Here is a 15,246-nt window from a genome sequence, read left to right as displayed (position 1 = left end):
GCGCCCCATGACGCGCACAGGGCCCCCGGGGCAAGGATGTAGCGCTCGTTGACCGGTCGAGGCTCGACGTCGGGGCCCGGTGTGCGTGCGATCGCCCGCCGCCCGGGATCGGGACCCACCCGCCGACCGGCTCATTGCCGCTGACCGGATCGCCGGTCCCCGTTCCCCGACCGGATCGCACCGGCGGCGTGCATCGCCGGGCGATCCGGATGGTCGTACCGCACGACGATGTCGGCCTCCGCGGCCGCGGCGGCGTCGTGCTCGAGCAGCGGCGGGATCGTCCAGCGGTCCTCGTCGGGCGTCAGCCGGCCCAACGCGGCCCGCGACATCGCCAGGTGCACCGCGACGTCGAAGGCGAGTCCGCGACCGAGCAACATCGGGCCGGCGACCACGAGCACCTGACCGTCGGGAGCGTCCACCCGCTGGGCACGAGCCGACCGGTCCCCCGCCTCGTCCCACAACCGCGGCAGCCATCGCTTCTTTTCGTGAAGTCCCCGAACGACTTCGCGGTCGAGCGCGCCGTAGTCGAACCAGTTCGTCCGGTAGCTCTCGTGATCGGTGCGTCCGTGCTCGAAACGGAGCGAGGCCGGGCGCACGAAGTCGTGGAGCGACAGCACTGCCGCCGGCCGGCCGTCGACGCGCAGGCGCGCGGCGACCTCCTCCGCAAGGTTCAGCGGTGCGGCCGCGTCGGCGGCAGAGATCCCGACGCACACCCGTCGGTGGTGCCCGGCTGCGCGTTCGGCGATGACGCCGGCCAGGTCGGCCGGGTTGATCGGGGTGAACATCGTCATCGGCCCAGTTTCCGCCATCGCAGGGCCACCCGCTCGACAGAATCCTCGGCTTCGGCGTGGTGCCGTCACCCCGCGGGCCGGACGATGATGTTGCCGACCTTGTGGCCGGAGTCCACTCGCGTGTGGGCCGATACGATCTGGTCGAGACCACCGATGTCGTCGGTGACGGCGACGAGCCGACCGGCGGCCGACAACTCCAGGAGGAACTCGACGTCCTCGGGTCGCTCGGGCGCAGCACCCGTCTTGACATCGGCGCCGGGGCGCATGGTCTCCCACAGGTTTGCCACCGCAAGCAACAGAACGCCCCCGTCGGTGAGGAGCTTCCGTCCGGACGAGGGGGTGAGGTTGCCGACAGTGTCGAGTACGACGTCGAAGCGGTCTGTCAGGTCGGACACATCGGTGATCGTGTAGTCGATGACCTTGTCGGCGCCGAGGTCGGAGACGAGGCCGAGGTTGGCGGTGCTGGTGACGGCCGTGACGGTGGCGCCGAAATGCTTGGCCAGCTGAACGGCGTTGGTTCCGATCGCGCCCGACGCCCCGTTCACAAGCACAGAATCGCCGCGTCCCGGTGAGGCCATGTCTCGCAGGAAGTGCAACGCTGTGGTCCCGCCGAAGAGCAGCGCCGCCGCATCCGGGTGAGTGACCGCTGCCGGTTTGCGAACCACCCGCTCCGCCGGGACCGTGACGTATTCCGCGTGCGCCCCCATTGCGAGTCCGGTCATGCCGCACACTTCGTCGCCACGGGTGTACCCGCCGGCCCTCGCGCCGACCGACTCGACGACACCGGAGAAGGTGCCGCCCAGGATCTTTCGCCTGGGCCGGAACACGCCGAACATCAGCCGGGCGAACGGGCCGAATCCGCGGGGGAAGCGGGCCGCGCGGATCCGCGAGTCCGCGGCCGTCACGGCCGCGGCGACGACGCGGACGAGGACTTCCGTGTCCCGGGGGACCGGAGTGGGCACCTCCGCGACGCGGACGACGTGCGGTGGCCCGTACCTGTCGACGATTGCGGCCTTCATGAGCCCTCCCTTACGGATGTAAGTCTTGTCCGGGAAGACTAGGCTTACGCCTGTAAGGACGCAAGAGTCGTGAGGGAGACATGAACGAACGGCCGGCGCTGAGCCGCATCGGGATCATCGAGGCCGCGGTTCGCGTAGCCGACCGCGGCGGCCTCACCGCGGTGAGCATGCGCAACGTCGGCAAGGAACTCGGCGTGGAGGCAATGTCTCTCTACCACCACGTCGCCAACAAGGACGATCTGCTCGATGGGCTCGCGGACTGGATCTTCGCGGGAATCGTGCTGCCCGGACCGGGCGAACCGTGGCGGCCTGCGATGTTCCACCGGGCGACCTCGGCGCGGCGCGTGCTCGCCCGGCATCCCTGGGCGCTGACCTTGATCGAGTCCCGCCGTTCGCCCGGTCCGTCGCTCTTGCGGCACCACGACGCCGTGCTCGGTTGCCTGCGCACGAACGGCTTCCCGGTCGCCCTTGCGTCCCACGCCTTCTCGGTGATCGACGCATACGTGTACGGCTTCGTGCTCACCGAACTGAAACTGCCCTTCGCGTCGGCGGACGGCGCCGAGGAGTTCGCCTCGGAGATCGACGTGCCGGCCGACGCCTACCCCTACCTGGCGGAAATGATCGGCGAACTGGTGATCGGAAAGGACTACTCGTTCGCGGACGAGTTCGACTACGGACTGGGGCTGATCCTCGACGAACTCGACCGCCGCCGCCGCCGGGTGGAGGAATGAGAAACGCCCCACGCGGGGACGAGGGACTGCGCGGCAGGCGGCGGACCGAGCGGTGACGGCGAGGCGCGTGTGTCCGCGCCCCCGCGGCCGGCGGGGGCTCGGACACGGTGGCCCACGTCAGCCGCGGCGCGGGAAATGACGGATCAGCCCCTCCTGCACGACCGTCGCCACGAGTTCCCCCTCGAGGGTGAAGTAGCGGCCCGTCGCCAGCCCGCGCGATCCCGCCGCGACCGGGGACTCGGTGGCGTACAGAATCCACTCGTCGAACCGGACCGGCCGGTGGAACCACATGGAGTGGTTGACGGTGGCGGCGACGATCCGGTCCAGCCCCCAGGACAGCCCGTGGGTGGTGAGGATCGAGTCGAGCACGGTGGTATCGGAGCTGTAGGCCAGGGTGGCGGCGTGCAGGAGCGCATCCTCGGGCAGCGCGCCGTCGGCGCGCATCCACACCCGGTTGTGCGAGAGACGTTCCCCGGTGCCCTTGAGGATCCAGGCGGGGTCGTTGGCGTACCGCATGTCGATCGGCTTGAGGGCGTTGACGAAGTGCGGCAGGTGATCCTCGAACCCGGACAGGTGGTCCCCGAGCGGCGGCAGCACATCCGGGTAGGGCACCTCGGGAACGCTCACCGCATGCTCGAGCCCTTTGCCCCACCGTTGGAAGGCGGCGAGCATGACGAACAGCTCCTGGCCGTTCTGGGAGGCGGTGACCATGCGGTTCGCGAAATCCCGGCCGTCGCGGTGCCGGACCACCCGGTACTCGATCGGCGCCTTGACGTCGCCGCCGCGGATGAAGTGGGCGTTGAGCGCGTGCACCGGCCGGTCCCCGACCGTGCGGCCGGCCGCGATCAGGGCCTGAGCGACGAGCTGGCCGCCGAAGGTGCGGCTGCCCACCTGGATCGGGTGCTCACCCCGGTAGAGGTCCTCGTCGACCTGCTCGAGATCGAGCAGGTCGACGAGGACCTCGAGATCGGTCGCGGTGCGACGGCTCAATGGGTGTCCTTCTCCCCGATCCGGTGCACGTGGATCAGGTTGGTCGACCCGGAGCGGCCGGGCGGGGACCCGGCCACGATGACCACGAGGTCGCCGCGCTGGTACCGGCCGAGCGAGAGCAGCGCCGCGTCGACCTGCTGCACCATCACGTCGGTCGTGTCGACCGGCTCGACGGAGAAGGTCTCGGTGCCCCATGTCAGCGCCAGCTGGCTGCGGATGTGCGGGACCGGGGTGAACGCCAGCAGCGGCAGCCGGGTGTGCAGCCGCGCCAGGCGCCGCACCGTGTCGCCGGACTGGGTGAACGCCACCAGCGCCTTGGCGTCGAGCCGCTCGCCGATGTCGCGCGCCGCGTAGGAGATCACCCCGCGCTTGGTGCGCGGCACGTGGGTCAGCGCCGGCACCCGGGTGGGATCGGACTCCACGGCCGCGATGATGCGGGCCATCGTCCGCACCGTCTCGACCGGGTACTTGCCCACCGACGTCTCGCCGGAGAGCATCACCGCGTCCGCGCCGTCGAGGACCGCGTTGGCGACGTCGGAGGCCTCGGCGCGGGTCGGCCGGGAGTTCTCGATCATCGACTCGAGCATCTGCGTGGCCACGATGACGGGCTTGGCGTTCTCGCGGGCGATCTGGATCGCCCGCTTCTGCACCAGCGGCACCTCCTCGAGCGGCATCTCGACGCCGAGGTCACCGCGGGCGACCATCACCGCATCGAACGCCAGCACGACCGCCTCGAGATTCTCGATGGCCTCGGGCTTCTCGAGCTTGGCGATCACCGGCACGCGGTGGCCCACCCGATCCATCACCTCGTGCACGAGCTCGATGTCGGCCGGGGAGCGCACGAACGACAGGGCGACGAAGTCCACGCCGAGCCGCATGGCGAACTCGAGATCCTCGATGTCCTTCTCCGACAGCGCCGGAACCGAGATGTTCATCCCCGGCAGGGACACGCCCTTGTTGTTGCTGACCGGCCCACCCTCGGTGACGCGGCAGACCACATCCCTGCCCTCGACGTGCTCGACGACCAGGCCGACCTTGCCGTCGTCGACGAGCAGGCGATCCCCCGGGCGCGCGTCGTCGGCGAGCTGCTTGTAGGTGGTCGAGACCCGGTCGTGGGTTCCCTCGACGTCGTCGACGGTGATCCGGACGATCTCGCCGGTATTCCACACCGTCGGCCCCTCGGCGAACCGGCCGAGGCGGATCTTCGGGCCCTGCAGGTCGGCGAGGATGCCGACGGCATGCCCGCTGGTATCGGAGGCCTCCCGCACGCGGCGGTAGTGGGCCTCGTGATCGGCGTGTTCGCCGTGGCTGAAGTTGAGGCGGGCCACGTCCATCCCGGCGTCGACGAGTTCCCTCAGGACCTCGGGGTCTGCCGTGGCCGGGCCCATGGTGCAAACGATCTTGGTGCGTCGGGTCACGCGGTCGAGCCTAGTACCCGTGCGGCGGTGGCGGAGCACAGCCGGTGCAGCGCCGACGCCGTGCCCGCTCGGCCGAGGGCCGACGTCCGGTTGCCCCGGGCATCGGTCCGGTCGCCCCCGTACCTCCGCCGGATGCGGCGCCCGATCTCGTCGGTGCCGGAGCGGCCCGCGGAACCCCCTGTGACGGAGACGGATCCGGTGGGGTGCGCCCGCGGCGCAGGACGGCACTCCCGTCCGGACGGCGGGGGCGGGGCACGGAAACGGCGCGGCGTCGATCGCGGCCACCCCACGCGATGCATAAAATGTGTGTCATGCAAGAGAGATATTCGTACCGGAGAGCCCGTTTCCCGGCGGTCCGGTCCGCGCCGGCGTCGCCCGGGAATTGTCTCCGGCACGGAAGGTTTCCTGTGGCGATCGGGTAGATTCGGCACACCGGAGGCCATGGCAGCGAGGACACCGAACGAGGGAATCTGAAATGGAGAAAACGAGGAAGGAGCCGCTACCGCACTCCCGCCGCGGTGTCTACGGCATCTCGGTGGCCTCCGAGCTGTCCGGGGTCGATCCGCAGTCCATGCGCCTGTACGAACGCCGCGGACTGCTCAGCCCCGCGCGCACCGAAGGCGGCACCCGCCGCTACAGCGACGAGGACGTGGCGCGCCTGCGACGCATCGGCGAACTCCTCGCCGAGGGCATCAATCTGGCCGGCATCGCCCAGATCTTCCGCCTCGAGTCGAACCACGCCGAACTGGCGTCCCACAACGCACGTCTCGAATCCCACAATGCCCGGCTCGAATCGGACAAGGCTCGCCTGGAATCCGACAAGGCCCGGCTCGAGGATGCCAATGCGCGACTCGAGTCGGACAACGCGCGCCTGCGGGCGGACAACGGCAACAGCTGAGCGACCTCCAGCAGACACCCCCGGCCGCCGGACGGCGCGGGGTGTGCAATGCGCTGTCCGGCGGCCGGTGATGTCTGCGCGCAGCGGCGGGCGAAGGACCCGGCCGGCGGCTCGCCCGCTCAGCGGGCTTCGTCCGCGGCCTGCCGTTCGGTGCGCGCGCCCTCGTGCGCGAGGGTTCCGGCCGAGTTCTCGAGATGCGCCCGGACGAACCACTGGAACTTCTCGAGGTCGCGCGTCTGCCCGATGAGCAGGTCCTCGGTGATCGGATCGATCTCCCCGACCTCCGAAATCGCCTTGCGGCAGTCCCCGATCACGCCGTCGTACACCAGGTCGAGGGCGGCGAGGTGGGCCTGGGCGGTGTCCCGCCCCACCGAGTAGTCGTCCCACGAGCGGTCCTTCTCGATCGCGCCCGCGGTCCCCTTCGGGGACGACCCGAGCGCGGCGATGCGTTCGGCGACGTCGTCGGCGAATCCGCGGACCGCGTCGACCTGCGGATCGATCATCTCGTGCACGCCGATGAAGTTCGGTCCCACGACGTTCCAGTGAACGTGCTTGAGGGTGAGGTGCAGGTCGTTGTAGGCGCTGAGCCGATTCTGCAGCACTTCGGCCACCCGGACGCCCTCGCTGTCGCTCAGGCCGGGGACGGTGAACTTCGCCATCTTCGATTCCTCCTACAGGCTCGTGTGTAGTACCTCCGCGGGCCGTCTCGCCGGCCCGCCGGTGTCGGCACTTAGGTGCCGGGCACCCCGCAGCCGGATTACCCCGGCACCCGGGCGCCGAAACCGCCGGCAAGCAAGCCCGTGCCACCCTCCGCGGGAAGGACATCGTCGATACCCTCCCCGTCGCACCGCACCGGGCCGGTGTTCCGCAGTAATTGCATCTTCCATTTGACAAAATTTCTATTGTGCGAGACAGATTATCTACCGGCGGGGTGCGGGGGCGTCGCTTCCCGGGATACCGAGCGCGGCGAAGTGCCTCCGCGCCCCGCCCCGAGTGATACACAAAAACTACTTGTCATAAGTACGAGTTCGACGGCAGTCGCCGGAGCGACCGGCCCCGGTGTCGAGCAAGGAGGCGCGACGCGATGACCGCAGCGGACCTGGTGGTGGTGGCCAATCGGCTCCCCGTGGACTACGACCCGTCGGCCGACGACGGGCGCGGCGGGTGGCGCCGCAGCCCGGGCGGGCTCGTCACCGCCCTGGAGCCGGTGCTGCGCGCCGCCGACGGCGCGTGGGTGGGCTGGCCCGGCGCCCCCGACGTCGCCTTCGATCCGTTCACCGAGGACGGCATCACGCTGCATCCGGTCTCCCTCACCGAAGGCGAGGTCGCCGGCTACTACGAGGGATTCTCCAACGCGACGCTGTGGCCGCTGTACCACGACGCGATCGTCGCTCCCGCCTACGACCGCACGTGGTGGCGGACATACGTCGCGGTCAACCGCCGCTTCGCCGAGGCCGCGGCCGACGCGGCCGCCCCGGGCGCGACGGTGTGGGTGCACGATTACCAGCTCCAGCTCGTGCCCAAGATGCTGCGCGACCTCCGGCCCGACCTGAAGATCGGCTTCTTCCTGCACATCCCCTTCCCGCCCACCGAGCTGTTCCTGCAACTGCCGTGGCGCACCGCCGTCGTGGAGGGCCTGCTCGGCGCCGACCTGGTGGGCTTCCACCTGCCCGGCGGCGCCCGCAACTTCCTGTTCCTGGCACAGCGGCTGCTCGGTCTGCACACGAGCGCGCACTCCGACCTGGACTCGTGCGTGGGCACCGTCGACGTCGGCGACCGGCGGGTGCAGGTCGGCGCCTTCCCCATCTCGATCGACTCGGCCCACTTCGCCGAACGCGTCCGGTCCCCCCACATCCGCGAGCGGGCCGCGCAGGTTCGCGAGGAACTCGGCAACCCCGAGACCCTGCTGCTGGGCGTGGACCGGCTCGACTACACCAAGGGCATCGACATTCGGCTCGAAGCGCTGCACGAGCTGCTCGACGAGGGCACCCTCGACCCCGAGAAGGTCGTCATGGTGCAGCTGGCCACCCCGAGTCGCGAGCGCGTGTCCGCCTACGCCCAGTTGCGCGAGGACATCGAGCGCAAGGTCGGCCACCTCAACGGCGAGTACGGGCAGCTGGGCCGACCGGTGGTGCACTACCTGCACCGGCCCGTCGACCGCGACGAGCTCATGGCCCTGTACAGCGCGGCGGACGTCATGCTCGTCACACCCCTGCGCGACGGCATGAACCTCGTCGCCAAGGAGTACATCGCCTGCCGGACCGACGGCACCGGTGCCCTCGTCCTGAGCGAGTTCACCGGGGCGGCCAGCGAGCTGCGCCGCGCTCATCTGGTCAACCCGCACGATCTCGACGCCGTCAAACGCGCGATCGTCATCGCCGCCACCGAGGAACCGGCGACGGCGGCGCGCCGGATGCAGTCCCTGCGCACCCAGGTGCTCCACCACGACGTCGACCGGTGGGCCAACGCCTTCCTCACGGACCTGCGCGCGAGCGGATCCGGCACCACCGCGGCCGCGAGCGCCTGAATCACAGCCGGGCGCGGGCTCGAAGCGGAGTAGGCGGCGCCGACGGAGGACACCCTCGACCCCGGCACGCCGTGACCGTCGACAGCCCGTGCGACGGCGGAAGGGGCGATGCGGTTCGGCCGCATCGCCCCTTCCGGCCTCTGCGATCAGTCGTCGGTGGAGTTCTCGGCGGTGGGATTCTCGGCGATTTCCGGGGCGTGCTCCCGAGTCGCCATGCCGCCGTTCTTGCCCTCGTCCACCGGGCCGGGCCGGCCCCCCTTGGGCCGGTTGCCGTCGGTCGGCTTCTTCTCCGTCACGGGGTCTCCTTCGGTCGGAAGTCCACGGTCACGGGCCGGGACGATCGACCTCACCGCGCCATGCGCCGTCGGCGACGCCGCGTTCCTCGATGAACTGCTTGAAGTGCCGCATGTCGCTCTTCACGCGGCGATCGAGGAGGCCGAGCTTGTCGGCGACGTTCTCGAAGAAGCCCTCGGGGTCGATGTCCATCTGCGCGGTGACCCGCGTGGTGGTGTCGTCGAGCCGGTGGAAGGTGATCACGCCGGCGTGGTCCGGCCCGGCGTCGGACCTCCATGCGACGCGCTCGTCGGGATGCTGCTCGGTGATCGTGGCGTCGAACTCCTTCGTCCCGCCGGCGACCTTGACGACCCAGTGGGTGTGGGTGTCGTCGATCTGGCGGATCCGCTCGACGCCCTCCATGAAACGAGGGAACTCCTCGAACTGCGTCCACTGGTTGTAGGCCGTACGGATCGGGACATGGACGTCGACCGACTCGGTGATCGTGCTCATGACGCTCCTTTCCTGCGGCGACCGGTGCGCCGCTCCCGGGTGGCCTACCCGGGCGGCCGAGCCGGGAAACGCCGGGGGTCCAGATGCAGCGACCGGGGATGGACCGGCGCCGGCAGCGCCGACTCGCCCGTGAGGAACGCGTCCACACCGCGCGCCGCCGCGCGTCCCTCGGCGATCGCCCACACCACCAGCGACGCACCGCGGTGGGCGTCGCCGCACACGAACACCCCCGGGGCCGAGGTCTGCCAGCGCTCGTCGCAGTCGAGAGTGCCCCGGACGCCGGGGGTCAGGCCGAGGGCGTCGAGGAGCGGTCCGCGCTGGACCCCCTCGAAGCCGACGGCGAGGAGGGCGAGGTCGCAGGGAATCTCGAAGGGGTCCCCGAGGGGGAGGCGGCGCGCGTCGACCTCGGCCAGTTCGAGCGCCCGCACCCGCCCACGGGAACCGACGAAGCGCTGCACCGTCACTTCGAACCGGCGGGTCCCGCCCTCCTCGTGCGCGGGCGCCGTTCGCAGCACCCACGGCGCGAGCGGCCACGGCGTGACGTCCGCGTCGCGGCGTCCGGGCGGCCGGGGCCGATAGTCGAGCTGGGTGACGGAACGCGCGCCCTGACGCAGTGCGGTGCCGAAGCAGTCGGCGCCGGTGTCCCCGCCGCCGACGATGACCACGTGCCGTCCGGCGGCGGTGAGGGCCGCGGGCCCGTCGCCCTCGCACTCGTGGTTGGCGGCGACGAGGTACTCCATCGCGGGGTGCACCCCGCCGAGTTCCCGCCCCGGGACGGCCAGGTCGCGGGCGCGGCCGGCCCCGACCGCGAGGACCACCGCGTCGAAGCCGGCCCGTAGCGTGGCGACATCCGGGTCGATCCCGGCCTCGGTGCCGGTGCGGAAGACCGTGCCCTCGGCGCGCATCTGCGCGAGGCGCCGGTCGACGAGGGCCTTGTCCATCTTGAACGCCGGGATGCCGTAGCGCAGCAGTCCGCCGAGCCGGTCGGCGCGCTCGAGGACGGTCACGGCGTGTCCGGCGCGGGTGAGCTGCTGGGCCGCGGCGAGACCCGCCGGTCCGGAGCCGACGACGGCGACGGATCTCCCGGTGCTGCGGGCCGGGGGGCGCGGCGGCACGCGGCCGTCGGCCCAGGCCCGGTCGGCGATCGCCCGCTCGATCCGTTCGACGGTCACGCCCGCGGTGTGGTCGTCCCGGGCGAGCACGCAGGCGGATTCACAGGGTGCCGGGCACAGCCGGCCGGTGAACTCGGGGAAGTTGTCGGTGGCGTGCAGCCGGTCGGCGGCCTCGGCCCACAGGTCGCGACGCACCAGGTCGTTCCATTCGGGGATGAGGTTGCCGAGCGGGCAGCCGGTGCCGGCGCTGTGGCAGAAGGGGATACCGCAGTCCATGCAGCGGGCGGCCTGCTCCCGGATCGAGAGCGCCTCCTCGTCCGGGGGCTGCGCCCGGTGCACCTCCGCCCAGTCGCGAACGCGCTCGGCGGCGGGCCGGCGCGGCGGTTCGCGTCGGTCGTAGCGCAGGAATCCGCGGGGATCAGGCACCGTCGGCTCCCACCGGGGTGGGGCGCTCGCACGCCGCGGCGCGGACGCGGATCAGATCCTCGGGCACCACCGCGGTGAACCGGACCGCACTGCCGGGCCATTCGGCGAGGATCTCCCCGGCGACCGCCGATCCGGTGCGCGCGTGGTGGCGGGCGATCAGGTCACGCAGCGGAGCGAGGTCGCCGTCGTCGACGGGCTGCAGTTGCACGGAGGCGGTGTTGACGCGGCCGGGCTCGAGGTCGAGGACGTAGGCCAGCCCCCCGGACATGCCGGCGCCGAGGTTGCGGCCGGTGGCGCCGAGGATCACGACGCGGCCCCCGGTCATGTACTCGCAGGCATGGTCGCCGGTGCCCTCGCACACGGCGTCGGCGCCGGAATTGCGCACCGCGAAGCGCTCCCCCACCCGGCCGTGCAGGAACAACTCCCCGGAGGTGGCCCCGTACAGGACGGTGTTGCCGGCGACGATCTGCTCGTGCGGGTCGAACGGCGCGGCCGGGTCGGGGCGCACCACCACCCGTCCGCCGGACAGGCCCTTGGCGACATAGTCGTTGGCGTCGCCGGTGACGGTGACGGTGATGCCGACGGGCAGGAAGGCACCGAGGGACTGCCCGGCGCTGCCGTACAAATCGATCCGCACCGTGTCGTCGCTCAGGCCGGTGGCGCACCGTCGACCGGCGGTCCAGCCGAGCAGGGTGCCGACGGCGCGGTCACGGTTGGTGACGGCGGCGGTGAGATGCACGGGACGGCCGTCGTCGAGGGCGGGGGCCGCGCGGGCGATGAGGTCACGGTCCAGCGGCGCGTCGGGCGGTCCGGCGGCGGGACGGGTGCGGCGGCGCTGCGGGGGTGCCCCGAGGGCGTCGGCCGGCGGGGTGAACAGGGGTGCGAGGTCGAGTCCCCGGCGACGCCAGTGCTCGAGTGCCGCGTCGGGTTCGAGCAGGTCGACCCGGCCGACGGCGTCGTCGAGGCGGGACAGGCCCAGCGCCGCGAGCCGCCGGCGCACGTCCCCGGCGACGAACAGGAAGAACTGCTCCACGAATTCCGCTCTGCCGGTGAACTTCTCCCGCAGTTCGGGGTTCTGGGTGGCGATGCCGACGGGACACGTGTCGAGGTGGCACACCCGCATGAGGATGCAGCCGAGGACCACCAGGGGCGCCGTGGCGAACCCGAACTCCTCGGCGCCGAGCAGCGCCGCGATCATCACGTCGCGGCCGGTGCGCAGCCCGCCGTCGCACTGCACGGTGATGCGGTCGCGCAGGCCGCTCAGCACGAGGGTCTGCTGGGTTTCGGCGAGCCCGATCTCCCACGGGGTGCCGGTGTGCTGCAGGGCGGTGAGCAGGGCCGCCCCGGTGCCGCCGTCGTGGCCGGAGATCAGCACCACGTCGGCATGGGCCTTGGCGACGCCGGCGGCGACGATGCCGACGCCGACGCCGCTGACGAGCTTGACGTGGATGCGGGCCTGCGGGTTGGCGCACCGCAGGTCGTGGACGAGCTCGGCGAGGTCCTCGATGGAGTAGATGTCGTGGTGCGGCGGCGGGGAGATCAGTCCGACGCCCGTGGTGGCGTGCCGGGTACGGGCGATCCACGGGTACACCTTGTGGCCGGGAAGCTGGCCACCCTCACCGGGTTTCGCTCCCTGCGCCATCTTGATCTGCAGGTCGGTCGCGTCGGCGAGGTAGGCGGCGGTGACACCGAAGCGGCCGCTGGCGACCTGCTTGACGGCGCTGCGGCGCAGCGGGTCACCGAGGCGGTCGGGATCCTCCCCGCCCTCCCCCGAGTTCGACCGGCCGCCGAGGCGGTTCATCGCGACGGCGAGGGTCTCGTGCGCCTCACCGGAGATCGAACCGTAGCTCATCGCCCCCGTGGCGAAGCGGCGCACGATGTCCTCCACCGGCTCGACCTCGTCGAGCGGGATCGGATCCGCGGCGACGGTGCGCAACAGCCCGCGCAGGGTTCCGCCCGCGGCGGCGAGCCGGTCGATCTCGGCGCAGTACCGCGCGTAGACGTCCACCCGCCCGGTGCGGGTCGCGTGCTGCAGCAGGAACACCGTCTCCGGGGTGAACAGGTGAGGTTCGCCGTCGCGTCGATACCGGTAGACGCCCCCACTGTCGAGAGCCGTTTCGGCGCACCGGTTCTCGAAGGCGGTCCGGTGCCGGCGACGGGCGTCGCGGGCCAGGTCGGCGAGGCTCGCGCCGCCCAGCCGGGAGACGGTGCCGGGAAGATACGCGTCCACGACCTCGCGGGCAAGGCCGACGGCCTCGAATGTCTGCGCCGCCGTGTACGAGGCGAGGGTGGAGATTCCGAGCTTGGCCATCACCTCGCGAACCCCGGAGACGACGGCGCGCCGGTAGTTCGCCGCGGCCGTCGCCGGGTCCGTGCCGGGGATGCGCCCGGCGGCCGCGAGTGAGCGCACGGTGTCGAGGGCGACGTAGGGGCACACCGTCGCGGCGCCGAATCCGACGAGCGCGGCCACGTGGTGGACCTCGCGCGCATCCCCGGATTCGGCGATCAGCGCGACGCGGGTGCGCCGCCGCGTGCGGACGAGGTGGTGGTGCACGGCGGAGACGGCGAGCAGGGAGGGGATGGGGACGCGGTCCGGCCCGCAACCGCGGTCGGTGACGATCAGGATGCCCCGGCCGGCGTCGATGGCGGCGTCGGCGGCGCGGCGCAGGTCCGCGAGCCCGGCGGCGAGGGCCTCGCCGGGGTCGCCGCCGGCCGCGAAGTGCGCGGGCAGGACCCGGGAGGCGAGGTCCGGGCGCGGCCCGTCCGGGCCGAGTGCCGCGACGGCGGCGAGTTCGTCGGTGTCGAGGACCGGGCCGGGCAGCACCAGTTGCCGGCACGACTTCGGGGACGCGTCGAACAGGTTGTCCTCCGGGCCGGCGACGCGCCGCATCGAGGTGACGACCCGTTCGCGGATCGCGTCCAACGGCGGGTTGGTGACCTGCGCGAACAATTCGACGACGTAGTCGTAGAGCAGCCGGGGACGCGGCGACAGCACCGCGGGGGCGATGTCGGCGCCCATCGAGCCGAGCGGTTCGGCACCGGTCGCAGCCATCGGTTCGAGCAGCACCTCGAGGTCCTCGCGGGTGTACCCGAACAGCCGGTGCGTCCGGCCCTGGTCGTGGTCCGGGGCGGGGTGCCCGCCCGGGCGGGGCAGATCCGCCAGGTCGATCTGCCCGTCACGCAGCCACCGACCGTAGGGGTGGGCGGCGGCGAGGGTGTCGAGCAGTTCGTCGGGCGGCACGATGCGGCCGGCGACGGTGTCGACGAGGAGCATCCGGCCCGGCTCGAGCCGGCCCTTGTGCACGATGTGTTCCGGTGGCAGGTCGAGGATTCCGGTTTCACTGCCGAACAGGACGCGGTCGTCGGCGGTGCGGCACCACCGGCCGGGTCGCAGCCCGTTGCGGTCGAGCACGGCACCGAACAGCCGTCCGTCGGTGAAGGGCAGGCACGCCGGCCCGTCCCACGGTTCGAGCAGCGCGGCGTGGAAGCGGTGGAAGGCGCGTCGCCGGGGATCGAGGTCGGGCTCGTTCTCCCATGCGGGCGGGACGAGCATGGTCACCGCGTGCGGCAGCGAGCGCCCGGCGAGGTGGAGCAGTTCGAGGACCTCGTCGAGGGAGGCCGAGTCCGACATGTCGGGGGCGCAGACCGGGAACAACCGGGTCAGGTCGCCGGGCAGCAGGCCGGTGCGCAGGAGTCCCTCGCGGGCGTGCATCCGGTTGCGGTTGCCGCGGATCGTGTTGATCTCGCCGTTGTGGGCGCTGTACCGGAACGGTTGGGCGAGCCGCCACGACGGGAAGGTGTTGGTGGAGAAACGGCTGTGCACGAGCGCGATCGGGCTGGCGCAGCGCGGATCGCGCAGGTCGGGGAAGAACGCCGGCAACTGCTGTGCCGTGAGCATGCCCTTGTAGACGACGGTGCGGGCGGACAGCGACGGGAAATAGACGTCGCCGGTGTGCTCGGCGCGGCGCCGCAGCGGATACACCCGCCGGTCGAGGTCCACGCCGGCGGGCCGGGCGCCGCCCGTGCGCGGGGCGGCGACGAACAGCTGGCTGATGTGGGGTCGGCACGCTCCGGCGGTGCGCCCGAGGCCGGACGGGTCGACGGGAACCTCGCGCCAGCCGAGGATCTGGAGATCCTCCTCGGCCGCGAGCGCGTGGATCCGCCGTCGCGCCGTCGCCCGGCGCCGCGGGTCGCGGGGCAGAAAGCACAGGCCGGTGGCGTAGTACCCCGGCGGCGGGAGCTCGAAGCCGGTGACGGCGTCGAGGAGCGCGGCGGGGACCGCGAGGGTGATGCCGGCGCCGTCACCGCTGGCGGGTTCGCGACCGCAGGCGCCGCGGTGGCCGAGGTTGCGCAGCGCGGTGAGTGCGTCGGCGACGGTGCGGTGGGTGCTGCGGCCGCGCAGGTCGACGATCGCGCCCACGCCGCAGGAATCCGATTCGCGGTCGGGGTCGTAGAGTCCGCGGGGCTCGGGCATCCCGGAATGCCGCACCGGTCCACCTCCACGTCGCCGGTGTGGCGGCGACGTCGCGCGTCGTCGGATGGGCGGCC

General features: G+C 71.9%; 12 protein-coding genes. 3 read left to right on the top strand and 9 right to left on the bottom strand.

Annotated elements, in window-relative coordinates; genetic code table 11:
* Window positions 1–131: 131 nt before the first annotated feature.
* Entirely contained in the window at window positions 132–791 is a 660-nt protein-coding gene (locus tag G6039_RS11655; RefSeq protein WP_043797136.1) for a nucleoside/nucleotide kinase family protein, read from the bottom strand.
* 65 nt (window positions 792–856) lie between these two features.
* On the bottom strand, window positions 857–1,810 hold the full coding sequence (locus G6039_RS11650) for an NAD(P)-dependent alcohol dehydrogenase (RefSeq protein WP_043797134.1): 954 nt from the start codon (window positions 1,808–1,810) through the stop codon (window positions 857–859).
* 80 nt (window positions 1,811–1,890) lie between these two features.
* Between G6039_RS11650 and G6039_RS11645 the strand changes: the two genes are divergently transcribed.
* Window positions 1,891–2,541 carry a TetR/AcrR family transcriptional regulator gene (locus G6039_RS11645; protein ID WP_043797132.1) on the top strand — a complete coding sequence of 217 codons (651 nt, stop codon included), beginning with the start codon at window positions 1,891–1,893 and terminating at the stop codon, window positions 2,539–2,541.
* Between the two features lie 117 nt (window positions 2,542–2,658).
* Here the strand turns inward: G6039_RS11645 and G6039_RS11640 are convergent, their stop codons facing one another.
* The gene (locus G6039_RS11640; protein WP_029544036.1) at window positions 2,659–3,531 is read right to left on the bottom strand and encodes an acyl-CoA thioesterase II; all 873 of its coding nucleotides are present in this window, start codon (window positions 3,529–3,531) and stop codon (window positions 2,659–2,661) included.
* A complete protein-coding gene (pyk, locus tag G6039_RS11635; RefSeq protein ID WP_006947055.1) occupies window positions 3,528–4,949 on the bottom strand; it encodes a pyruvate kinase in 1,422 nt (473 codons plus the stop codon). Before pyk ends, G6039_RS11640 begins: the two co-directional genes overlap by 4 nt.
* A gap of 475 nt (window positions 4,950–5,424) precedes the next feature.
* Here pyk and G6039_RS11630 point away from each other — a divergent pair, with 475 nt between their 5' ends.
* On the top strand, window positions 5,425–5,847 hold the full coding sequence (locus tag G6039_RS11630) for a MerR family transcriptional regulator (protein ID WP_006947052.1): 423 nt from the start codon (window positions 5,425–5,427) through the stop codon (window positions 5,845–5,847).
* Window positions 5,848–5,966: 119 nt separating this feature from the next.
* Here G6039_RS11630 and G6039_RS11625 read toward each other — a convergent pair whose 3' ends face one another.
* Window positions 5,967–6,506, bottom strand: a complete 540-nt coding sequence (locus G6039_RS11625) for a Dps family protein (protein WP_006947051.1) — start codon at window positions 6,504–6,506, stop codon at window positions 5,967–5,969.
* Window positions 6,507–6,931: 425 nt separating this feature from the next.
* Between G6039_RS11625 and G6039_RS11620 the strand changes: the two genes are divergently transcribed.
* A complete protein-coding gene (locus tag G6039_RS11620; protein WP_006947050.1) occupies window positions 6,932–8,374 on the top strand; it encodes an alpha,alpha-trehalose-phosphate synthase (UDP-forming) in 1,443 nt (480 codons plus the stop codon).
* 146 nt (window positions 8,375–8,520) lie between these two features.
* Here G6039_RS11620 and G6039_RS11615 read toward each other — a convergent pair whose 3' ends face one another.
* The 4 genes from G6039_RS11615 to gltB are packed head-to-tail and all read right to left on the bottom strand — an operon-like array spanning window position 8,521 to window position 15,172.
* Window positions 8,521–8,670 (bottom strand): hypothetical protein, encoded by a 150-nt coding sequence (locus tag G6039_RS11615; RefSeq protein WP_164528073.1) that lies wholly within the window; start codon window positions 8,668–8,670, stop codon window positions 8,521–8,523.
* 28 nt (window positions 8,671–8,698) lie between these two features.
* Window positions 8,699–9,160: an SRPBCC family protein gene (locus G6039_RS11610; RefSeq protein WP_006947046.1), complete on the bottom strand. Its 462-nt coding sequence runs from the start codon at window positions 9,158–9,160 to the stop codon at window positions 8,699–8,701.
* Between the two features lie 44 nt (window positions 9,161–9,204).
* The gene (locus G6039_RS11605) at window positions 9,205–10,698 is read right to left on the bottom strand and encodes a glutamate synthase subunit beta (RefSeq protein ID WP_043798950.1); all 1,494 of its coding nucleotides are present in this window, start codon (window positions 10,696–10,698) and stop codon (window positions 9,205–9,207) included.
* Window positions 10,691–15,172 (bottom strand): glutamate synthase large subunit, encoded by a 4,482-nt coding sequence (gene gltB, locus G6039_RS11600; RefSeq protein ID WP_051446032.1) that lies wholly within the window; start codon window positions 15,170–15,172, stop codon window positions 10,691–10,693. Before gltB ends, G6039_RS11605 begins: the two co-directional genes overlap by 8 nt.
* Window positions 15,173–15,246 lie beyond the last annotated feature (74 nt).

Origin of the sequence: Rhodococcus aetherivorans (genome assembly GCF_011058165.1) — a bacterium.
Lineage (GTDB): Bacteria > Actinomycetota > Actinomycetes > Mycobacteriales > Mycobacteriaceae > Rhodococcus > Rhodococcus aetherivorans.
The sequence above is the reverse complement of the archived record's forward strand: the minus strand, read 5'-3'. Positions and strand labels throughout refer to the sequence as shown.

Excerpts from the sequence above, each read along its gene's own strand:
- G6039_RS11655 (WP_043797136.1), bottom strand. The coding sequence starts at position 791 with ATGACGATGTTCACCCCGATCAACCCGGCCGACCTGGCCGGCGTCATC.
- G6039_RS11650 (WP_043797134.1), bottom strand. The coding sequence starts at position 1,810 with ATGAAGGCCGCAATCGTCGACAGGTACGGGCCACCGCACGTCGTCCGC.
- G6039_RS11645 (WP_043797132.1), top strand. The coding sequence starts at position 1,891 with ATGAACGAACGGCCGGCGCTGAGCCGCATCGGGATCATCGAGGCCGCG.
- G6039_RS11630 (WP_006947052.1), top strand. The coding sequence starts at position 5,425 with ATGGAGAAAACGAGGAAGGAGCCGCTACCGCACTCCCGCCGCGGTGTC.
- G6039_RS11625 (WP_006947051.1), bottom strand. The coding sequence starts at position 6,506 with ATGGCGAAGTTCACCGTCCCCGGCCTGAGCGACAGCGAGGGCGTCCGG.
- G6039_RS11620 (WP_006947050.1), top strand. The coding sequence starts at position 6,932 with ATGACCGCAGCGGACCTGGTGGTGGTGGCCAATCGGCTCCCCGTGGAC.
- G6039_RS11610 (WP_006947046.1), bottom strand. The coding sequence starts at position 9,160 with ATGAGCACGATCACCGAGTCGGTCGACGTCCATGTCCCGATCCGTACG.
- gltB (WP_051446032.1), bottom strand. The coding sequence starts at position 15,172 with ATGCCCGAGCCCCGCGGACTCTACGACCCCGACCGCGAATCGGATTCC.